Source organism: Oribacterium sp. C9, from assembly GCF_002007235.1.
Lineage (GTDB): Bacteria > Bacillota > Clostridia > Lachnospirales > Lachnospiraceae > Oribacterium.
In genome coordinates, this window is sequence record NZ_MUHW01000008.1 from 23,656 (window position 1) to 46,614 (window position 22,959).

General features: G+C 43.5%; 18 protein-coding genes. 1 reads left to right on the plus strand and 17 read right to left on the minus strand.

Annotation, left to right across the window (positions count from 1 at the left end):
• Window positions 1-209 precede the first annotated feature (209 nt).
• The 6 genes from BXO88_RS06555 to BXO88_RS06580 form a co-directional block, all read right to left on the minus strand.
• On the minus strand, window positions 210-1,235 hold the full coding sequence (locus BXO88_RS06555) for a zinc-binding alcohol dehydrogenase family protein (RefSeq protein ID WP_078037030.1): 1,026 nt from the start codon (window positions 1,233-1,235) through the stop codon (window positions 210-212).
• Between the two features lie 109 nt (window positions 1,236-1,344).
• A complete protein-coding gene (locus tag BXO88_RS06560; protein ID WP_078036954.1) occupies window positions 1,345-1,806 on the minus strand; it encodes a YhcH/YjgK/YiaL family protein in 462 nt (153 codons plus the stop codon).
• A 175-nt stretch (window positions 1,807-1,981) separates the two neighbouring features.
• Window positions 1,982-2,992 (minus strand): 3-dehydro-L-gulonate 2-dehydrogenase, encoded by a 1,011-nt coding sequence (gene yiaK, locus BXO88_RS06565; protein WP_078036955.1) that lies wholly within the window; start codon window positions 2,990-2,992, stop codon window positions 1,982-1,984.
• 36 nt (window positions 2,993-3,028) lie between these two features.
• Entirely contained in the window at window positions 3,029-4,306 is a 1,278-nt protein-coding gene (locus BXO88_RS06570) for a TRAP transporter large permease (RefSeq protein ID WP_078036956.1), read from the minus strand.
• The gene (locus tag BXO88_RS06575; protein WP_168171636.1) at window positions 4,303-4,812 is read right to left on the minus strand and encodes a TRAP transporter small permease; all 510 of its coding nucleotides are present in this window, start codon (window positions 4,810-4,812) and stop codon (window positions 4,303-4,305) included. Before BXO88_RS06575 ends, BXO88_RS06570 begins: the two co-directional genes overlap by 4 nt.
• Window positions 4,813-4,839: 27 nt before the next feature.
• Complete coding sequence (locus BXO88_RS06580) at window positions 4,840-5,907, minus strand: C4-dicarboxylate TRAP transporter substrate-binding protein (protein ID WP_078036958.1); 1,068 nt, start codon at window positions 5,905-5,907, stop codon at window positions 4,840-4,842.
• 243 nt (window positions 5,908-6,150) lie between these two features.
• On the opposite strand from BXO88_RS06580, the gene BXO88_RS06585 reads away from it, so the two are divergent.
• Entirely contained in the window at window positions 6,151-6,861 is a 711-nt protein-coding gene (locus BXO88_RS06585) for a GntR family transcriptional regulator (protein ID WP_078036959.1), read from the plus strand.
• Between the two features lie 70 nt (window positions 6,862-6,931).
• Here the strand turns inward: BXO88_RS06585 and BXO88_RS06590 are convergent, their stop codons facing one another.
• The 11 genes from BXO88_RS06590 to BXO88_RS06640 all read right to left on the minus strand — a co-directional run bounded on the left by BXO88_RS06590 (window position 6,932) and on the right by BXO88_RS06640 (window position 22,942).
• On the minus strand, window positions 6,932-7,744 hold the full coding sequence (locus BXO88_RS06590) for an SDR family NAD(P)-dependent oxidoreductase (protein WP_078036960.1): 813 nt from the start codon (window positions 7,742-7,744) through the stop codon (window positions 6,932-6,934).
• 61 nt (window positions 7,745-7,805) lie between these two features.
• Complete coding sequence (gene amrS, locus BXO88_RS06595; protein WP_078036961.1) at window positions 7,806-8,642, minus strand: AmmeMemoRadiSam system radical SAM enzyme; 837 nt, start codon at window positions 8,640-8,642, stop codon at window positions 7,806-7,808.
• Window positions 8,643-8,759: 117 nt separating this feature from the next.
• Window positions 8,760-9,443, minus strand: a complete 684-nt coding sequence (locus tag BXO88_RS06600) for a hypothetical protein (RefSeq protein ID WP_078036962.1) — start codon at window positions 9,441-9,443, stop codon at window positions 8,760-8,762.
• Between the two features lie 263 nt (window positions 9,444-9,706).
• Window positions 9,707-11,887 carry an NHLP bacteriocin export ABC transporter permease/ATPase subunit gene (locus tag BXO88_RS06605; RefSeq protein ID WP_078036963.1) on the minus strand — a complete coding sequence of 727 codons (2,181 nt, stop codon included), beginning with the start codon at window positions 11,885-11,887 and terminating at the stop codon, window positions 9,707-9,709.
• A gap of 9 nt (window positions 11,888-11,896) precedes the next feature.
• On the minus strand, window positions 11,897-14,098 hold the full coding sequence (locus tag BXO88_RS06610; protein WP_078036964.1) for an NHLP family bacteriocin export ABC transporter peptidase/permease/ATPase subunit: 2,202 nt from the start codon (window positions 14,096-14,098) through the stop codon (window positions 11,897-11,899).
• 21 nt (window positions 14,099-14,119) lie between these two features.
• Window positions 14,120-14,344: a hypothetical protein gene (locus BXO88_RS06615; protein WP_078036965.1), complete on the minus strand. Its 225-nt coding sequence runs from the start codon at window positions 14,342-14,344 to the stop codon at window positions 14,120-14,122.
• Window positions 14,345-14,651: 307 nt separating this feature from the next.
• Window positions 14,652-16,640 carry a TRAP transporter permease gene (locus BXO88_RS06620; RefSeq protein ID WP_330395098.1) on the minus strand — a complete coding sequence of 663 codons (1,989 nt, stop codon included), beginning with the start codon at window positions 16,638-16,640 and terminating at the stop codon, window positions 14,652-14,654.
• Window positions 16,641-16,717: 77 nt separating this feature from the next.
• The gene (locus BXO88_RS06625; RefSeq protein ID WP_078036966.1) at window positions 16,718-17,227 is read right to left on the minus strand and encodes a DUF1850 domain-containing protein; all 510 of its coding nucleotides are present in this window, start codon (window positions 17,225-17,227) and stop codon (window positions 16,718-16,720) included.
• The gene (locus BXO88_RS06630) at window positions 17,227-18,261 is read right to left on the minus strand and encodes a TAXI family TRAP transporter solute-binding subunit (RefSeq protein ID WP_078036967.1); all 1,035 of its coding nucleotides are present in this window, start codon (window positions 18,259-18,261) and stop codon (window positions 17,227-17,229) included. The genes BXO88_RS06625 and BXO88_RS06630 overlap by 1 nt, the downstream gene beginning before the upstream one ends.
• Window positions 18,262-18,885: 624 nt before the next feature.
• Entirely contained in the window at window positions 18,886-19,836 is a 951-nt protein-coding gene (locus BXO88_RS06635) for an AraC family transcriptional regulator (protein ID WP_078036968.1), read from the minus strand.
• A gap of 16 nt (window positions 19,837-19,852) precedes the next feature.
• Entirely contained in the window at window positions 19,853-22,942 is a 3,090-nt protein-coding gene (locus BXO88_RS06640) for a glycoside hydrolase family 2 TIM barrel-domain containing protein (RefSeq protein WP_078036969.1), read from the minus strand.
• Window positions 22,943-22,959 lie beyond the last annotated feature (17 nt).

Below are 22,959 nucleotides of genomic sequence, written 5' to 3' on the forward strand. Positions count from 1 at the left end.
CGAAACTAAGCTCCCGGATTATCTAAAATGATAACCCGGGAGCTTTTTTTGCTACTATAACATGGATTATTTTAAATAAATTAAGTTTGGACTTATATCAAATATGTATTATTTTTATAAAAAATCTTTGAATTATTCAAGCATCGTTGGAGTCAGAAATGAACTATGGCTATATCCTGGAACAGACCTCAGAATCGCTATATAAGTGATCATTCATCCATTGTAAGAACTATTTTTCTTATAGACGGATCATGGGTATCGTTGAAATCAAAAGCCGCCTGTGCATCTGTGAACTTAAAGGTATGAGATATCTTATTATTCAGATCTATCTTTCCTTCATCAACAAGATCGATAACTTCCTGAAATTTTCTGTTCTGAAGTCTGGATCCACGTATATCCAGTTCTTTGGATGTGATTCCGAAATTAGTCACTTCTGTCGGGGCGACTGAAAAGCCCATAGTGATAACTCTTCCTGCATTTCCCGTCACCTTTATCGCTGTTCCCAGAGAATCCTTAGTGCAGGCACAATCGATAGTAACTGTCGGACCATATGCCTCTGTAGTGTACTCTTTGCACTTCTCTTCTATATTTTCCTTTAACAGATTTATAGTAAAGTCAGCTCCGTTTTTCCTTGCGTCTTCCAGCTTTTCGTCTACCACATCCGCTACAATTATCTTACATCCATAAAGTCTCGCTATGCTGAGCATTCTGCTTCCAAGCGCACCACAGCCTATGATCAGAAGCTCGTCCTCTTCCTTTAGTTCTGCTCTCGAACAAGCCTGAACTGCTATGGTAGTTGGCTCGATAAGAACCGCATCTTCATATCGTAGTTTTTCCGGAAGTATATAGCAGTCCTCTTCCGGAACCGCCATATACTCTCTGTATCCGCCATCAATATGAACACCTCTTACCTGAAGGTTCTGACACACATTCGGTCTTCCATGCCTGCAGGCGTAGCATGTACCACAGGATGTAACCTGATCTATGATAACTCTGTCTCCGACCTTGATCTTTTCTGTTTTACCATCTGTCTCCACAACTTCACCCACCATTTCATGTCCAATGACTCTGGGATATGTTGCTGCCGCATTGGTACCTTTGTAAATGCCTACGTCAGAACCACAAATCCCAGCAGCCTTTATCTTTACAAGCACATTGTTGCAGGAATCTATCTTTGGTTTATTCATCTCTATGATCCTAAGCTTATCGGGACTTTCTATCTGAACTGCCTTTATTTTTTCCATTATTTTACACCCTCCTCTGTTAATGTTGGCATTAACTCTAAGTATCTGCTTCACAGCCTGTTGTTCTAACAGGCATCATACCAATTTTCCGTTAATGCTTTTACCGGTTCACTTTAACCTTAGCTATTATCTTTCGGATCAGTCTTTTTTCATCACCGGCATTACACAATGGACAATGGGGCTCCAATGGCCACACTGAATAGAACTCACCTTCTTTGATCTGTATCCTTCCGGTATCCTGACAATCCCAGAATCCATTATCAGTCTCTTCACTGTAATCTATCTCCTCCATGGAAGGCAGTTCTGATACATAACAACTTTCTGCCCCTTTTATTATGTAGTGTATATCCATGAAATTTTTATGAATCTCCATCCTTGCATCACTTCTGTCGTGAGTTTCTTTTGTAATGACATGAAGTATGATCTCTCCTGGAACAAGCTCATACTTTCCATCTTTCCTAGATGTATCCGACGCAAATTCCTTTATGTAACTTAATGCTTTCAGCACATTATCATCTATTCCTCTATATCTTTCGATATTTTTGATATGATCAACTATCATCTAATCCTCCAAACGAGCAGCAAAATAACCCTGCTCAATTCCGCTTTACCTTCATATGACATATCAGCCGATAGAAATCCTTATTTCAATAAAACAGCGGAAACAGTTTTCCCATTTCCGCCGTAAATCAGTATTTAAATGGGGCTTGGATCAATTGTTCTGCTATCCCAGAGAATCATAATGCCTTTATCTCTTCCCATACCGAATCGTCAACGAAGATTCCGTTCTCGTCGTGATCCCTATGGAATTTTTCCATGCCCTCACCCGGCACATGAACTCCGTTACTGTCTTCAGAAGGCTCTCCACCCTTGATATACTCTATCTCTCTTCTAATAGTCTCTCTCATCTTATCTCCGTCGGAGATCTTCTCAGGATCTATGACTATCATCACCTGAGAGCATCCGCCACAGGAGCCCTTTTCAGAAGCATTGAGATCTGCCGCACCTACGCCATCGCTTAAGATCGCGCCCAGAATATCCAGCATGGCTGAAAAGCTCGAGCCCTTCCAGTAACCTATGGGCATAATACGCATAGATTCTTCTATAGCTCCCGGGTCGTCGGTAATATTTCCGTCCTTATCAAATCCACCGGGAAGAGGCAGCTTCTTTCCTGCGAGACGAAGCACCTGAAGCTTTCCGTAGGCATACTGACTGATCGCCATATCGAGAAGCATCACGGGACCATCTTTAGGCCCCGGGCACGCCATAACAAAGGGATTGTTACCCAGGCGGCATTCCTTTGACCCCCATGCCGGCATACAAGCCTCTGTGTTGGTCCACATGATGGCTACATAACCCTTTTCCGCAACATACTTTCCATAGGTGCCGCCTCTCATCCAGTGAGTTGTGTTCTTTAATCCCACCATACCTATGCCGTATTTCTCAGCCATCTCCATAGCCTGATCTGCACTGAAAAGTGCATTGAGTATTCCCGGCCCCATATTTCCGTTGATGATCTTTACTGCCCCGAGATCCTTCTCTACGGTAGGATCTGCACCAGGAGAAACCCATCCCTTCTTAAGATAATCGGCAAATCTGGCTACTCTGTTGATTCCGTGGGAATATATGCCGTCATAAGTCGATTCTGTATGAATCCCGGCACATATCTCAGCCTTATCCTCAGGAAGACCGTACTTCATAAAAACACGCTTTATTTCCTGATGTATCTCTTCTCTCGATAATCTCATTCTATTTATCTCCAATCAAATTTTTTATTCAGACTTTTAGCCGTAAACCAGATTCGGCAGGAACAGCACAAGCTGAGGGAACGCTGCAAGCAGCACAAGCAGTACCACGATAGCCGCTACAAAAGGAATAGACTCCTTTGTATAAGTCTCCACCGAACATCCCAGAATCGAACATGTCGTATACATAGTAACTCCGATAGGAGGTGTCATTCCTCCCATGGTGATGAGGATCATATACATGACTCCGAAGTGCACAGGATCTATCCCGTAGTTCTGCATGATAGGGAGGAAGATCGGTGTCAGGAGAAGAACATTGGCAGTTGCCTCCATGAACATTCCTGCAAAGAACACAAACAGCATGACAACAAAGAGCACTACATATTTGTTGTTTGACAATGCTGTGATAGCTGTGGCAAGAGTCTGCGGTAAACGCCCTGTGACGATGGCATAGCCGAAAGCATTGGAACAAATGATGATGAACATAATGACAGCAAGGTCGATTGCCGTAGTAGATAGACATTCTATGAGCTTCTTTACTGTCAGCTCCTTATAAACGAACATTCCGATCACCAATGCATATACTACTGCAAATGCTCCTGCCTCAGATGGTGTGAAGATACCAAAACGTATGCCGACGATGAGGATAACAGGGAACAAAAGCGCCCAGATATTGTCGATGAGTCCCTTGAAAACCTCCTGAAGGGACGGGAATTTCTCATGCTCAGGCTTATAGTCTCTTTTCTTTGAGATGACCGCAACTGCTATCATGAGAGCGGCTGTCATCAGAATCCCCGGTACAAGTCCGCCTAAAAACAATCTTCCTATAGAGACCTCACCGGTCACGCCATAGAGGATAAGTCCGAGTGATGGCGGTATAGTTGAAGTGATGAGACCGCCCATGGCGAGGATTGCAGCTGTAAAACCGGTTGAATAGCCACGCTTTTCCATATCAGGTCCCAGAATACGGCTCTCCATGGCAGCATCTGCTGTAGCTGAACCGGAAATTCCGCCCATTAGACATGAAAGAAGCACTGATACCTGAGCAAGACCGCCCCTCATATGTCCTGTTACGAGATTACAGAATTTGATGAGTCTTGAAGTGATTCCCGTCTCGTTCATGAGATTTCCTGCAAGAACGAAAAAGGGGACTGCAAGAAGTGAAAATGACTGTGTCGAACTGACCATCTTCTGTACCACGATCTGCATAGGCACCTGTCCGGAAAGGAAGTATGCCATGGCAGAAAGACCTACAGTGAATGCGATAGGAACGCCGATTGCCAGCAGTACGAAAAATGAAATTCCAAGATAGATCATGCAACAGCCTCCTTTGCATCAGGATTTCTCTTTGTGGGGCAGAGCAGCATGTGCGCATGCTCTACCAATCTCTTTAATGAAGTTATAGCCATCAGGAAGCATCCGATGGGACAACTTACAGTTGCATAGGAGTAGCTGATATATAATGTCTGGTATTTTCTCGCAGCATTTCTGATGCAAAGATCAACACCGTAATATGTAACAACCACAAGGAAAATAAAGATCAGTATATAATTGAACACCCATATCAGATTCTGCAGAAAAGGCGGGAACTTGTTCAAAAGCATATCTACTCCCATGTGCTTGTTCTTACGCATCGCAAGATCTGCACCTATGAAGCTCACCCATGCAAAAACCAGCTGGGCAATATCAGTCGACATAGACATATCGATTCCGAAAAATCTGAGTACCGCTGCTGCAAAAACCGTTATGATCAGTACAGCCAGTCCCACGCACACTATCACGGTCTCAAGCTTATTCAGTCCATTTTCAATGGTTTTAATCATCATGTTCTCCTACTTCAATGCTAATGCTTACTTCGCAAGTTCTGCGTCAAGCTGAGCCTTGATCTCTGTGTACTTAAGTTCATCATAAACTTTTTCACAAGCCTTCTTGAAAGCATCCTTGTCGCAATCAACAACTTCGATCCCGCCGTCCTGTAAGGTCTTCAGATATTCATCATTTCTTGCAATGACCTGCTCAGAAGCATACTTGCCGGCCTCAAAGCTTGCATCCTCAAGGATAGTCTTATAATCATCAGGAAGCTTATCAAACCATGAACCTGAAATAACAAGTCCTGTGAGAAGCTGCTGATGTCCTGTAAACGCAAGGTACTTTGTTACTTCCTGCATTGAAGAACCTACTGCTGCAGAAAGGTGAACCTCAACACCCTCGATAACCTGCTGCTGAAGTGCCTGATATGCCTCTGACCATGCCATGACAGAAGTATTGGCACCCATAGCTTCAAGTGTACTTGTAACTACCTGTGATCCTGATGAACGAATACGCTGTCCCTTGAGATCCTCAGGAGACTTTACAGGATTCTTCGTAAAAAGCTCTCGCTCGCCCTGAAAATAGTTGAAGGAAAGGATCTTGAAGCCGTTGTCCTCAACTTCCTTCGCAACACCCTTATAGGTATCGGTCTCAAATAACTCAAGGGCATCCTCATAGCTGTCTGCGATATACGGAGCCTGAAGTACGCCAATGTTATATACATAATTACTGAGTCGACCCGGATCAGTGATAACTCCTACAGCATCTCCTACCAATGCCTGCTCCAAAACATCTTCATCGCTTCCGAGCTGAGATCCTGAGTAAACTTCAACCTGCACATCACCATTGGTTTTTTCTTCTACAGTTTTTTCAAATACATCTGTAAGGGCGATGTAAAGAGGATCGTTCTCCGTAAGAGCTGTATTTACTTTAAGTGTATAAGTACCTCCTGCTGATGCCGGTGCTGGCGCTGCGGTTGTGGTATTTTCTTCCTTTGAACCTGCGGCTGCTGCAGTTGTGGCCGGTGCAGATGCCGTACTTGAGCCGCATCCCATAAGCGACATAGCCGCCATAGTTCCTGCAAGAATAGTTGCTGTGAATCGTTTCATAATTACCTCCTTAGTGTTTCTACTTTTTTCCGTAAACTTTTAAAAATTGAAATCATACTGTCATACTAGCATGTTAGTATGTTAGTGGTCTATTTGCATTTTGGATGTATTCGCCGTTCGTAATTTGTGCACATTGCATAAATATATCGACTTTCCTCACTTTTTTATACGCTCTATGTACAAGTTGTTTTTACGTGTGCTAATATACTAACATACTAGCTTTTTGTTGGGAGGCATCATAGAATGGCTAAATCAATTCAGACACAGGTTTATGAAGAGCTCAGAAGGAATATTTTGTCACTGCACCTTAAGCCCGGACAGACCATGAGCACACAGGAGATAGCAACAAAACTGAATGTGAGCAGAACTCCTGTCAGAGAGGCTTTTCTCAAGCTTCAGGAGCAGGGACTTGTGGAGATGATTCCACAGAAAGAAACAACGGTTTCAAAGATTAATCTGAAACGTGCAAATCAGGAAAAATTTCTAAGAGAAAGTCTGGAGCTTGGAATCGTGCGTAAATTTATGGAGCACGGAACCTCAGAAATAAAAGAACAGACCATCTTCAATATGATGGCCAATATCACAAAGCAAAGAAACTGTGTTAAAGACCGTGATTTTGTCAGCTTTTTGAACGCTGATGATACATTCCACAGTCTTTTATTCGCGGCTGTTGAAGAGACCATGTCATGGGATATCATAAAACAGCAGTGCGGACATTATGATCGCATGCGTATTCTTTTCGTGCAGGATGAAGCCGCAGCAAAAAGCTCCATCGAGCAGCACGAAAATATAGTAAGACTTCTTGAAAAAAATGATCAGAAAAACGCCATTGACGCCATGCTCCATCATATCCGCCGTCCTGAATTTGATGACAGCAGGATAACAAATGAATACCCTGAATACTTCCAACAGGATAACTCGGACAAAAATGAATTCAGGCTGGGAACTTTATGACGAGAACGTCACAGGTCGATATCGGACCTCGCACTATGCTACTTCACGTTCCTCCCACATTATAAAAGGATCACAGGGCATGACCACCGGACACTTTTATCACCTGTCCGGTAAGGAATCTTGCCTGCTCGCTGGCGAGGAACAGAATAGATTCCGCGATATCTTCCGGTTGTATCAGTTTCCCCATAGGTATGAGGGGAATAACAGCTTTTTCCAGTTCCTCGTCTATCCATCCTGTCTGAGTGGGGCCCGGTGCTACACAATTTACTGTGATGCCATACTTCGCAACCTCAAGGGAGATACTCCGGGTAAGGGCCTCCAATGTTGCCTTACTTGCACCATAAGTGATCTGCCCCGCAAAGACCTGTGCTGAATCTGTCGAAAAATTGATGATCCTTCCGTAATCTCCACGTTGTCTGATGAACTCTCTTATCATCAGGATAGTTCCGCGTACATTGACAGCAAATGTATCATCTATAACAGTCTTCGTGATAGTCTCTATGGTATCTATTCCATCCATGTCGCCATCTGCAGCATTGTTAACAAGAATATCTGCCTTTCCGTATCGTTTAATCACCTCAGCATATATTTCCTTTACGGAATCTTCATCGCTGATATCACTTTCCATCATGATATATTCCGCATTCATTTTCCTGAGCTTACTTTCAACGATTTCCGCATCTCCGGCATTAGCAGCAAAATATCTGTCCGGACCGTTTTTATCAGTCTTTTCTTTATCATAATCCCGGGATATCTTTTTATATACCAGCCCAAGCTTTGCTCCTTCCCGGGCAAAAGCAAATGCGGTTGCCGCACCAATCCCCTGAGGATTATTTACACCGGTAACTATCACTACTCTGTCTTTTAAGCCGTAATCAACCATATGACCTCCCTTTGATAGATATTTTATTTTCTAAATGCTTTATAGAATACGGATGTCATCCTCAGCAGTTACCCGTATACACATATCTCAAATTCCTTTCCGCCACAGCTTTCAGACGATATATCTTTTCTACCGGAGTAGCATATCTGTCCTGCATATGAAACCTTGGAAAAAATCTCGAAATGTGAAGTGGTATTTCCGAATCAAGTCTGCTCACCCATCTACTTAATTCGTCCATCTCTTCCTCTGAGTCATTTTCACCCGGGATAATAAGTGTCGTTAATTCCACATGGCTGTGCTTCACTGCTTCCATAATGAACTCCATTACCATCCTCCGGTCGCCCTTCAGCACTTCACTATAATATCTGTCAGTAAAACCTTTCAGATCTATATTCATGGCATCAATATACGAAAACAGCTCACTGACTTCAGAAGTATCTGCCATTCCATTTGTGACCATCACAGTCTTCAACCCATTTTTCTCAAGTATTCTGGCTGTATCCATAACATACTCGTATGAGATCAACGGCTCGTTATAGGTAAAAGCAACCCCTATATTCCCGTTTCTCTTTTGATCTTCCGCTATTTTTGCCAGATACTCCGGAGCAACAAACCGGGCTTCCCGTTTAGAGTTTTCAGCCTCTACAGACCATGAGATTCGATAATTCTGACAAAACGGGCAGCGTAGGTTACAGCCATAGCTTCCGACTGAAAGAATCCAACTTCCCGGCATGAATCTGCGAAGAGGCTTTTTCTCTACAGGATCAAGAGCGATAGAAGTGATCATCCCGTAATTCTCTGGAACGATGACTCCATCCCTACAGGTCCTGACACCACAAAATCCATGTCTGCCTTCACTGATTTGGCAATGATGGCAACATACTCTACATTCAGCCATTTAAGACTCCTTTATTACAGCTGAGTTTTGGTATCCACTCCATTACAATCATTTATATATTCATACAAAAGGTCGCCTCAAATACGGCGACCCTTTCATACGTCTTTTTATGATACTCTATACCGGATTCAAAGCAATAACAATTCCGCCTAAGTATCCAATCACTATACACATGGCATCTATCATCGTTAATGGAATACTGTCAGAATTAAACTCGTATATACAGAACAGAATGAAAATAATGAAACTGTATAAAAACATCTTCCTCTCTGTCTTGATCACAGATATACAGTTATTAAAATCTTTACAGCTACCTATATTTTCTATCATCTGAATCACGATCATACATAGAAATGCTATCACATACGGAGTGAAAACATTTTTTTCGGAATGATTGTTAAGCACAAGCAAATATCCCTTAAGAAGGGTAAAAATCAAAGCCAGGATATATAACCATATCCTCTCATATTTAGAAATACTGAATTTATTTTTGTCCTTATATAACCAATTGTTCAAAAATCCAAACAGCTTTGAACTTATAAGAAAAATGATATTAGTAAAGATAGCTATGATAATTGACGAATTCTGAGTTAATGAAAGCGTCAGACCTTCGCTTAAATTCATACCGGCAATTGCATCATTAACAGCTTCGACATTCTGTTGTGTACAGAAACTCAGGAATAATATAAATGCAATAAAAATATAAAACAGAAACTTGAAATCCAAAGTTTCCTTTTTCTTTTGCCAAAAAGCCAAAGAAAAGCTGACCGCCATTGAACAGGTAAAAACTATCACATTCATATTTACTCCTCCCTCTTTATATGAACCCCAAAAATAATGTTCTTAGCCAAATAATATAATGTCACCTGTTTTATATTTTATATCTTCTAACTATGTATTTTATCACAGATCCAAGCAATTCCGACTGAAGATTTTATCTATTTTTATCCTCATTACCCGTCAGAACAGCGGCTCTGCAGGCGCACCTTTTTTGTATATATAAATATTGTGAAATATACCAGGCGTAGCCTATCAGGTTGGGCTTGTACTCAAACAGGAATTCATCACTCCACCATCTGACGCTTGAACAGATCCGCAAAGATTCCATTCTTTTCCATCAATTCTTCATATGTTCCGTCTTCTGCTATACGACCTTCATCCAGCACGATGATCCTGTCACAGTTTTTCACTGTGGAAAGCCTGTGTGCTATGACGAGTCTGGTACATTTAAGCCTGTCCAGTGATTCTGATACCTGCTTCTGTGTTATGTTATCCAGCGCGCTGGTAGCCTCATCAAACATAAGTATCTTCGGCTTGGAAACTATAGCTCTGGCTATCATGAGTCTCTGCCGCTGACCGCCTGATATGCTACCGCCACCCTCTGTGATAATTGTAGACATCTGCATAGGCATAGCTCTGATATCATCCGCGATCTGTACAGTCTCCGCAGCCTCCCAGGCATCATCAATTGTAAGCTCCGAGTGTGCCGCAACTATATTCGTAAATATATCTCCCGGAAACAACTGACTGTTCTGCAGCACTGTACCTATCTTTGAACGTACAGATTTTATATTTAATGTATCCAGATTTCGTCCGTCATAGTAGATAGCACCTTTCAACGGCTTCTCAAACCCCAGCAAAAGTCTCAGCAAAGTACTCTTCCCGCATCCTGTTTTTCCGGTTATCGCCACATACTGTCCAGCCCGTATCCTCAGACTCAGATTATTGAGAATCATGGGCATGTTCTCTTTATACCTGAACGAAACATGGCTCAGCTCAATGGCTCCCATCAGTTTTTTTACCACTGTTTTCTCTTCTGAAACTTCAGGAAGCGTCTCAGTAATAGGCTTGACCATTTCGAGACTGGGTTTGACCCTAGACAGTGGTTCGATAACCATCTGAAGGGTCATATAAGCACCCGTCACAAATCCGAAAGCCGTGTTGAAGGCATAGAACTCACCTACATTCACGCCTGATTTTATAGCAGAATAATATATCACTATAAGCCCGATAAGCGGGATCGCATCAGCTATGACCGTGCTGATCTTTATAAAAAATGGCGGGCCATAGAGCAGTCCAGCCTGTTCTGCGTAACTTTTGCCCCATTTTGCAAATGCTCTTTTTTCCGCGCCCGAAAGCCTTATCTTCTCAACACCGGAAAACATAGCAACTGAAAGTCCACTCTCTTTAGCCTCCAGCTCCATCTGCGCACGTCTTATTTTTGCCTGTTCATGTGTTGACACAATATTTACCAGCAGTACCAGAACAGTCACACATAACCCCGGCCATGCCAGAGCCGGTGAAAATGAAAAGAGCTGAAAAATATAGACAAATGAATAGAGAAATGTGACTATCCCCGACAGACCCATTTCTACCAGCTGTGAGACCAGGACATTCATATAATCTACACGAAGTGCGAGATCGCCTGATGAATAGTCTTTAAAAAAAGAAGTAGGCAGCGAAAGCACCCTCATCATAGTCGCGCTTTCCACCTGCATGTTTATGCCTATGGAAATATTTTTCAGGTACAGCTTCTGTATGATTCCAAACAGTCCTCTTCCCAGTGAAACAGAAATCATAAACACCGAGACGGCAATAAGTCCGGTAAACTGTCCCGAAGGTATGACATCAGAAAACAGACTCTTTGAAAGATATGGCAGTATGGCACCGATCAAGGTTCCGACCAGTACGATGCAATGATATATCAGAAGCGGTTTGACACCGATATTTTCAAAGATGTAGGCATATAATTCCTTTATCCCCAGCTTTTCATTTGGAAACGGCTTATAAAATACGATGGCTTCATTCGAAAACAGAGCCTCTGTCGCCGCGTTTACAGATTTTGTCTCCCCGGTCGAAGGATCCAGATACTGATATCCTTTGATTCCCTTAGGAATAAGCGCAACAGGCTGCCCACCATTCTTAAATGTCGTGAGCATCGCTCCGTAAGCGTCAAATCTCCAGCCGCTTTTTAACGCCACAGTTCTAGTAAATATCCCGGATGGACGCAGAAGAAATTCCAGTATCTCTTCAAAGGTTATCATGTCATACGGAACTTCTCTTTTCTTTACATGATAATACTTAAGTATAGCTTCTACGGCATCCTGCGACTGATTTCTTTCGTCATTCAGAGCAGTGTAAAGCTTCTTGCCCATAATAGAGCCTGCTATACGAAGACAGGATTCCTCAAAAACATCTCTGTCAAACTTTTTTCTCTGGTTTATCTGCTCTTCAAACAGGTTCATCAAATCACCTCATTCATTTGATACAAGACCAAAATATACCCCGTTTTTCGCCATAAGTTCATTGTGGGTACCTCTTTCAACGACTTTACCATGGTCGATGACTATGATTTCGTCGCAGTCACGGATAGTTGATAAACGGTGCGCTATGACGATACTGGTAATGCCTCTGTTCCTGATGGAACGAACCACCTCATGTTCTGTCTTTGCATCAAGAGTACTGGTCGCTTCGTCCAGAATAATAAGTGTAGGATCCTGTGCCAGCACTCTCGCGATTTCCATTCGCTGTTTCTGACCTCCCGAAAAATCCTGACCACCTTCTATCATCCGATGCTGGTAACCTCCTTCACGCTGAACGATATCATCATGTATCTGCGCATCTCTTGCTGCAAGAACTATATCGAAATCCTCGATAGAACGATCCCACATACGTATGTTGTTGGATATAGTGTCCTCAAACATTATGATATCCTGATTAACAACGGCAACAGATGATGTAAAGACATCTCTGTCGATCTCCTCTATATGTTTTCCATCATAGAGTATCTCTCCGCCCCAGGGCTTACATAATCCGGAGATCAATCGCCCTATGGTACTTTTTCCGGATCCTGATCCGCCTACGAATGCTACACTTTTACCGGGATAAAGTTCCAGATTTATGCCTTCGATCAACGGAGGAGAAAGTTTCGCATATCCGAAGCTGAGATCACGAACACTCAGCTGTCCTGTCAGCTTTTTAATCGGTTCTTCATTTTCTTTGCCCGCTGTCTCTTTTTCACTATTAAAAACAGGATCCATCGGATAATTCATGACATCATCTATACGTTCAATCTGTGTTTTCATCTCCTGCAGTCTCCACCCCGCCAGAACAAGAGATTGGGCAGGAGTAAAGAACCTGGTCAAAAGACCGGAAAAAGCCAGCACCATACCGGGTGTGAATTTTTCTATCATGACCATATAAACTCCCATCACAAGGATGATATCGTTAACAAGAGCGATGATGATCTCCGGTATAGTTCCCAGATAAGAATCCAGCTTTATATAACGTACTCGCTGAGAATTCATGCCTGCCTGATATCCCGCCCATTTTCTGAAAAAACCTATTTCAGCTCCTCCGGCTTTCAGACTTTCTATGGTCCTGATACCCGATACCGTTGCACCATACAGTTTGGCTGCATCCCTGAGCAGCACTCGGGAAACATTGATCTGCCTGACACTGCATCGCCATACCACAATGACATTCAGCACCACAGAAACTACACCCACTATGGTCATGATCACCGAGTGCTGAAGCATGACAATCAGATAGAAAATCAGCATAAATATATTTATCGCTAGAGGAGCAAAGAGATCGATCATCTGGTTTGCTATATTGGCACTCTGCTTTCTTCTCTGCTCTATATCTCCCGACATACGCTGTGTAAAAAACTTCATGGGAAGCCTCAGAACATGCCAGAAGTAAGAAGTGTTTTCAGTAGCGGCAAACTTTCCTCTGACACGATAGGAAAAAACCGCCCGCATACAGCCAGACAGTATAAAGATCCCTGTAAAAACCGACATCGCTATGATAAATGGCATCAAAAGCTCCTGATTCCGTCCTCCCAGCATAACATCCAGGAAGAAACGTGAAAAACCGGTCAAAATCAGACTTGTAAATGACATGATAGCCGTCATTGCCGCAACAAAAGCTATAGTTCCTCCGGTTCCCTTCAGATATCCGGAAGCATATTCCATGATACTCTTTCGTTTTCCGGAAGGACAGAACTCCTCCCCCGGAGAAAATATCAGACAGATTCCGGTATATTCCAGATCTAATTCCTCATCACTTACGATTATATCTCCCTTTGCAGGATCATTTAGATATACTTTCTTTCCACGAAATCCTTTGAGCACCACAAAATGATTGAAGCCCCAGTGTATGATACATGGAAATGTCGCCTTCTCTTTCAGGTTATTTATCTCGTAAAAATAACCTTTTGCATTGAGCCCATATGATCTGGCTGCTCTTGTGAGATTTCCTGCCTTTGCTCCATCTCTGGATACACCGCAGTCCTCCCTCATCTGTTCAAGAGGGATCCATTTTCTATAGTAGGCAAGGATCATTGCCAGGCAGGCAGCACCACATTCCAGGGCCTCCATCTGCATGATGACCGGCACCTTTGCGACCCTGCCCTTTACAGGCTGTTTTATTTTTTTCTTTTTTTCTTTTTCCATAATAGCTGTTCCGTTTAAACTTCAACTCAAGAGATATCTTATCGGAGCTATGTACTGCACACCATCAGGGGTCTCAATTGCAAGTACACCATAGACACCCCAGATAATGCTTCCAACCAGTACGATAAGGATCGCAGCAAGTATCAGCCATATGGTCGGAGACGAGATCTTTATGTAATCGTCGATCTGCTCCGGATTTGATATATGATCTAAACTCTTTTTTCTGAATATAATTTTATCATCCATGTTGATTCCTCTCAGATCATACTTCTCAATTTATCAGGCGCTTTTGCAGAAGCGTAAAATGTTATTCATCTATATATCGTCCTTTACTTTTAAAAAAATAATAAAATCACCTGATGTATAGTTATTGTTTCATCGTTTTACCATTCCTTCAGGTATACAAAGAAAGACCAGCCTCTGAGCAAAGAGTGATCTTTGTTCAGAAACTGGTCTTTAACAGCATTCTCTGAATATAATCTTAAATCGTTGAAAAGCCTCCGGACTCTGTCATATAACAGATATCCGCATATCTCAAATGATGCTATGACGTTCAGGCTACCTTCTTTGCCTTTTCAGGCCCCTTTCCCCTTACCACCTCTAAACCGATAATGGCAGCAATGATAGCTATACCGATAATATCCGTGATAGTTCCGGGATAAAGCATCATAAGTCCTGCAAGAGCACACAGGATACGTGTGACCATATTGATAGGTCTGATGGTGTATCCTTCAAGTGCTGCGGAGATGGCGAACATTCCGATGAAACTGGTGATAACGATCATCACAACACCTATTCCGTCAGTATCGATAAGGAGCATAGCCGGATTCAGTGAGAAAATGTATGGAACCAGGAATGCACCAATAGCAAGTCTTGTAGCATTGAACGCCGTCTTCATAGGGTCAGCCTTCGCGATGGCAGAACCTGCATAGGCAGCAAGAGCTACAGGCGGTGTTATATCAGCAACGATACCGAAGTAGAATACAAACATGTTCGCACTAAGTGCATTCAGTCCCATACCTGTTGTAAGGATAGGCGCACATGTTGTAGCCATGATTATGTATGTAGCTGTTGTAGGAACACCCATTCCGAGGATGATACAGCAAAGCATGGTAAGGAAAAGTGCGATAAACAGATTTCCGTGTGATACACCCACGATGGCTGAAATAAATACCTGACCGAGACCGGTCATAGTTACAACACCTGCGATGATTCCGGCAATACCGCAAGCAGCCGCGATTGAAAGTGTGTTCTTCGCACCTGTAACGAGGGCTGCAAATATATCCTTCGGAGTCATACGGTGGTTCTTGTCGAACATGCTGACTACGATACAAAGCACCGTAGCGATGATAGCTGCACGGCTCATGGTGTAGCCTGCACAGATAAGGTAGATAAGAGCCGCAAGAGGAATCAGAAGATATATCTTCGGAAGCAGGTCCTTCCACTTAGGAAGATTCTCCTTAGGTATACCCTTGAGTCCCAGCCTCTTGGCACGAAGGTGAACCATGAGGAAAATACCTGTAAAGTAAAGTATAGCAGGAAGTATGGCTCTGACTACGATATTTGAGTAAGGAACACCTATCATCTCAGCCATAAGGAATGCGGCTGCTCCCATGATAGGAGGCATGATCTGTCCGCCTGTAGATGAAGCCGCCTCAACTGCTCCCGCGAAATCTCCCGGGAAGCCTGTCTCCTTCATCATAGGGATGGTAACTGAACCTGTTGTAACTGTATTACCAACTGAGGAACCGGAAACCATACCGCAAAGTGCACTGGAGATAACGGAAACCTTTGCGGGGCCGCCAGTGGCAGATCCGGCAAGAGCATTGGCACACTGGATAAAGAACTCTGAGATACCGGTAGCCTCAAGGAAGGCACCGAAAATGATGAAAAGCACGATGTATGTACTGCAGACACCGATCGGAGTTCCGATAACACCTGTGGTTGTATAGAAAAGGTTGTAAACTATCTTACGAAGTGAAGAACCTGTAGTAAATGCATAAACCACGAACAGACCTGCAACGATAACGATAGGAATACCGGTAACTCGGCGGCAGCACTCAGCCAGCACCAGTATACCGATAACGCCGAGGATGATCTCTGTCTGATTGATACGTGTTGCGTGATTGATGATCTCACGGTTATTGATTACAAAATAGAAAAAGCTTCCTGAACCGAGAATCGCAAGCACCAGGTCATAAATCGGGATGCGGTTATACTTCTTTGTATGATGACTCTTTCCTGCGGGGAAAAGAATAAAAATAAACAGAATAACTATACCGACGAACAGCGGACGTCTGATACGTTCATCCCAGACTGCGAAAAGATTCATATAGATCATAAAAAGTGAGAAGGCTGCAAGAAGCACCTTGATCACGATGTCCGGAACCCCCGTCCAGGTTCTCGTATTTGACTCACGATCATACTTCTTCATGATCTCGTCTACAGCAGCCTGTGTATCCAGAGACTGCTCAGCCTGTGTCAATGTACCCGTCTCCTTACTTTCCACAGCTTCTGTCATGTTCTTTGTTCTTTCTTCCAAAGTTGTGTCCTCCATTCCATCGGTAATTTTAAGGTGAGTGCCAATGTTTCTGCCTCTCACTCCGCGATGCCCACGCATCAAAAGAAGCGCCACTTCTCATATGAGAATCTGACTCTGGCATTTCTGCCGCACAGATCTCTCAGGCTTATGCCCTCTTTGTCGTTTATGGTCAATGTATGATCAGATACAGTCCCCACAAAGTAGGTGAGATCATCCATCTTCCTGTCAAATCCGGATACTATCATGCTTCCGTCCGGTCCGTATGTGAGCGTTTCCCCCTCTGAAAGCTCTGTCTGGACCCCTGCGCCAAAACCATAATAAACGGTTTTTTCCACGTATATGCCGTCTTCCTTGATTTCATAATAATCCGTAAGAGGGCTCTTGTTTACGGAATGTATGAAACCAACACCGAAGGTATCTCCCACTTTGACATGATATCTACCGTACAGTGTTCCGTCCGAAGCGTTCCTAAGAGTCAAATATCCTATTCCAACTGTCTCTATATAAATAACGACCATAGCGGCAACTGCCAGAATGGCAATCACCGCTACAGAAACATGTATTTTTTTAACAGAATCAAAATTCATCAGTTAACTGAAATGCCCTGCTCATCATAATACTTCTTTGCGCCCGGATGGAATGGGATGCTGATACCCTTTGTTGCATCCTCGAGGCTGAGAAGCTCAAACTTAGCATGACCTGCTGCAAGTGCATCCTTGTTATCGAACATGGTCTTCAGCATCTCGTAAATAACATCCTCAGAAAGCTTGGTTGATGCGATGATAGTAGCTCTTACTGAAACAGTCTTTGCATCAGCATCAACGCCCTTGTATGTACCTGCAGGAATAGTAGTCGGTGTGTAGAAGTTGTACTTACTCTGTAATCCCTTGATATGCTCATCATCAAGCTCAACAAGATGAATATCCTTTGTTGTTGAAAGGTCTACAACTGCTGTTGTAGGAGCACCTGCTACGATAAAGGCAGCATCGATCTTCTGATCCTTAAGGGAATCCGCTGAATCACCGAAAGAAGCATTGACAACCTTGATATCGTCAAATGTAAGTCCGTATGAGTCGAGGATCTGACGTGCGTTGAACTCAACACCTGAACCTGCATCACCTACAGATACTGTCTTGCCCTTGAGGTCTGCAACTGTCTTTATATCATCTGTACATGTGATGATCTGAACTGTCTCATCGTAAAGACCTGCTACAGGTGCAAATGTCTCATAAGCACCTTCATCTGCAAAGAGGTCTGAACCGTCATGAGCGTATGACATAACGTCGTTCTGCACGATAGCGATATCCGCATCACCGTCATCGATAAGCTGGATATTTGCCTTTGAAGCACCTGTTGATGTTACTGTAAGGTGTGAGTTCTTCATAAGAGGATTCAGCACAGTAGCCATAACACCGCCAACTGCATAATATGTTCCTGTTGTTCCACCTGTACCGAAAACAACCTCTTCACCGGAAGCAGCTCCTGAACCCGCGTTACCTGCTGCAGCTGTCTCTGCTGAACCTGCCGCTGCCGTAGTTGTTGTGCCCTGAGAACTTCCACACGCTGTTAATGCACTCATGGCAACTACACCTGTCATTACTAATGATAATAACTTTTTCATATTTCTCCTCCCGTTTTTCCGTTTTTCGTTATGGTATGAACAAACGTCATAACTTTTTTGATCGGTATATGTTTAAATGGTACGTCCTGAAATGGCATTTGTCAACATGTTTTTATATGCATCAAATATGCATTCTGAGTATGCATAAATGCAGCTTTAGTATTCTTTTGGTGCATATTTATGCATGTCACTACGAATTATGCATCTTATTGCATATTTTTTATAAAAGACACATTTTAAACATGTCCTTAACGTATCAGTTAGAGTCGCAATTCCTCGTGTAAATTTAAGTCTCAGTTTTAAACTATGTCCTAATTTACAGCTAATGCATATTCCTATGGCTGCTATAGCAAAATCCTTATATATTTTAAGTCTTTCCTGCTCTGTAAAATTCTCTTCTTTATATTACTTTAAGACTTTAAAGACTTAATGTAAACCATCTACGCATATATGGAAGAAGATATATGATATTTTATCATGTGAGATATGATAAAAGGCCATGGCAAACACGAATATCGTATCTGCCACAGCCTCCTTTGACCATGATGTCATCCTTTTAGAAGTTGATAAATCTTTCCGGCGCTGCCGTCTCCCGAACTTTTCATTGAGGTCCGACAGAATACATTACCACCCTTCATAGGTGCTTATCTTATACTGTTGTAATTTGTACTCGTAATTCTCCGGATGATTTCTCCACTCATGAGTAGGCATACCTACGAACTTGAAGAAATTTCTCTGGAAGGTGGAAATGGATGTGAATCCGGTCTCAAATGCCACTGTCCTTATGGGCTTGTCTGTGGTCCTGAGTTCTCTGCATGCCTCATGAATGCGGATGGAATTCACATACTCAAGAGGAGAAAGGTGTATATTCTCGTTAAACAAACGTCTGAAGTGCGTCTCTGACAGAGCGCAGAGATCAGCAAGCTCACCGATATAGATCTCATCCATGTAATGAGTCTTTATATGAGACAGAGCCGGCATAAGACGTTCCATATCTCCTACCTCATCCTTCACCAAAGGACTGTCTTCCCTCTTCACTTCAGTATCGGACTCGTTCATACGGATCACTTCCGTCAAAAGATCTATGAGAAAAGCATCACTTTTCTGCTTGAAGAGATGCTTCCTTTCCTTCTGCTCACGAAACACTGTCATTATATCATTTTTCAGAGCTTCGCCTTGTCCTTTTTCAAAAAAATAGGGTCTTCTGTAAAGTTCTTCTACGGCGGCCCTGGCACTATCTTCCTTCTTTTCAAAGATACAGTTTATGAGACCCTCGCAGTCCACAAAAAGATATTCCCAGAACCCCAGCGTTCCGGGTTCTGAATTTGTGGTATGAGGATAGTTCGGAGGAATGATGGTAAAGCATCCCGGTTCAAAGTGATAAGCCTTATCTTCAAACAGCATTTCACCGGTACCCTCATGGCAGATGCCTATCTCCATATAATTATGAAAATGTAGATAATCGATACCGTCTCCGTACTTCCGCACCCATGTCTGTCCCATAAGTGGAAGCACGAAGGAATCCTCCGGCATCTCATAATAGCGATATTGCATTTCCCGTTTCTTCTTTGGCATAAAAAACTCCCGAAGCTCAGATACCTTTGAATTCAAAAGAAAAGCTAAGCTTTTTAGTATTATCAAGTAAAAACTCTTCGTGGGTCCTTGCACCCCATGAATCGTCTCCCGCAACTCCCATCTGTTTCATGGAGCAGCGGACTACAGTATTTGTGACTCTGGGAAGCTCGTATGGATGCTTTGCCTCCTCGAGTTGCTCCGGTGTATACGGAATAGCCGAGAACTCCATACCGTCAAAGCCCACTGAGCGGAATCTTATTCCACGACCTCTTCTGTCAGTCACCTCTGCCCAGCGTACTGCAGTGTGATTTCCGGTCTCCTGCGGCACGAGATAAGGCGCCATGGAATCCTTTGCTGTTGTTCTGTAAACTCCCAGTCTAGAACCTGTGTTTCTGTCACAGTAGTTCTCCTCCGGACCGTTTCCGTAAAACTTCACCTGATCATAATCCGAATCAAGCTTTATTATATACCCAAATTCAGGCATCGGAGGAAGAACTTTTTCAGCCTCATATTCCATGCTGATCCTGCAGGTTCCGTCTCCGTATACACTGTATGTGACAGTTGCAAAGGTATCTTTTTCTGTCGGGAAGAGCCAGTGTTTAAATGTCACGTCCACATGGTCATCATGCTCCCTGACTTCAGGGTACGCCATGACTTCCCTGCCCCATGCCTCATCTTCCTTTGCAGCCTGTGGTACAGTTGTCTGATAGAGACTTGCCAGCTTCCATATGCCATGTCTTGCGGCCATCTGATTTCCGTCATCGTTGGCATTCGGTGCTCTCCAGAAATTAGGGCGAGGCACTGCTCCTATCATTTCCTTACCGGCATAGCGATAGGATGTGATGCCGCCTCTCAGGGTAGAGATAAGTATATCAAAGTTCTCTCCCTTTACCCCTACATTTACGGAACCTCTCACTACCCTGAAAGGCTTCCTGATCTCTGTTTCATGTCTCCTTGCAAGTTCATCTTCATCGATTCTTACTATGCCCTGACCGTAGGCGACCTCATGTCCCTTTACAGCCCAGATGGTATCCTTCTTTAAACGGAAGGAAACATCAACAGTATACTCTCCTGCCTCTTCCGGTATCTCGAAAGGATAGTCGAAGCTCTTTTCCGTAAGAGGTGCAACTTCAACCTTCAGTTCCTTTCTCACAAGCTCTTTTCCGTACTTTTTGAGACTTACGATGCAGTCCCATGCTGAAGCATCGGTAAAGAGATTTCTATTATAAACAGTGATCTTCCCGTCGGAAACATTGACCCTGAGAGTCTGGAAGCAGAAGCGTACCTCCTGCATCTTTCCACCATACTCTTTGCGGGTTCCGTCCATGATACCGTTTCCGCTGAACTCATAGTCCGTAGGTCTCTCGCCGAAATCTCCGCCGTATGCCTGATACTCTTCTCCGAAGCGGTTCCTGGTTCTTATGGACTGATCCACGTAATCCCAGATAAAGCCTCCCTGATATCTCGGCTCCCTGTCCGAAAGTTCGGTATACTTGAACATTCCGCCGTTGGAGTTGCCCATGGAGTGAGTGTACTCACAGAGAATGAAAGGCTTGTCAGTATGCTCCTTAAGATACTTTTCGATATCCGCTGCCGGGGTATACATCTGTGAATACATATCTGTAGTTTCCGGATAGCGCTCGTCGTGAGCTACACCCTCATAGTGTACCAGTCTGTCACTGTCCAGTGAACGGAACTGGTCTGCCATCATGAGAGGAAGCTTACCGCCGAAGGATTCGTTTCCGATGGACCAGATGATGACCGAAGGATGGTTCTTATCAAGCTGGTATGTGCTGTTCACACGGTCCTTCAGCATAGAAATATACTCTTCACGGTTTCCTGGTAGTGCATACTCCAGCGGCTTCTGTCCCCTCGCTATCATGTCCCAGATCCCGTGGCTCTCCATATTGTTCTCCGCGATCATGTATAGTCCGTACTCATCGCAGAGTCGATAGATGTATGGTGCGTTCTGATAATGCGAAGTACGGACAGCATTGATGTTGTTACGCTTCATGGCGATGACGTCAGCTCTTACGTCCTCTTCCGTAACAGCAGCGCGCCCCTTGTCCGTATAGAACTCATGACGGTTTACGCCGTTAAATACTATACGTTGGCCGTTTATCTTCATGATGCCGTCCACCATTTCGAAGCGACGGAAACCTACAGGCTGCTCTATGACCTCTGTGATCTCTCCTTTTTCATCCTTGAGTTTCAGCTTCAGCATGTATAATGCCGGGTTTTCTGCGGACCAGAGCACCGGATTTTCGACACCTCCGGTAACTCTAAGTGAGGATGCGATGTTCTTGACTTCACCCTTCAGGACCACCTTCCCTTCGTAGGAAAGGCTGTATTCTGTGGAGCCTGTGGCCTCCTCCAGCTCTATAGAAAACTCAAAAGTCGCTTTTTTCAATGTTTCGTCCGGAAGTGCTCTCACCTTCAAGTCATTGGCGTGAACCTTATGAACTGTATAAAGATAAACATCTCTGTAGATTCCTGAGAAACGATAAAAATCCTGATCCTCCAGCCAGCTTGAGGATGTCCACTTGAATACCTGAACCGAAAGCTTATTCTCACCGGACTTCACATATGGTGTAAGCTCGAAATCACTTGGAGTGAAGGTATCCTCACTGTATCCTACGAATTTACCGTTAAGCCACAGTGCATATCCCGACTCCACTCCCTGGAAAGAGATGAAGAGACGTTCACCCTTAAATGCCTCGGGAACTGTAAAATATTTCACATAGGAAGCTACAGGATTGAAATCCTCAGGGATATCTCCCGGCTCGATCTGCTCTCTTCCGTCCCATGGATACTGAGTGTTTACATAGGCAGGAACATCATATCCCTCCATCTGTATATGAGCCGGCACTCTGATATCCTCCCAGCTGTGCGCATCATAGTCTTCCTTATAGAAATCATGAATGCTGCACACATAGTTTTTTGCATATGAAAACTTCCAAAACCCGTTGAGAGAACAGCGGAGGCTCGTATCTCCAGCCGCCAGTTCCTCTTCATTTCTGTATGCTATATGATCGGATGCTGCAGGAAGGACGTTTATCTTGAACACCTTCGGATCCTTTACTATTGAATAATCAAACTTTTCCATAACAACCCTTTCCCCAG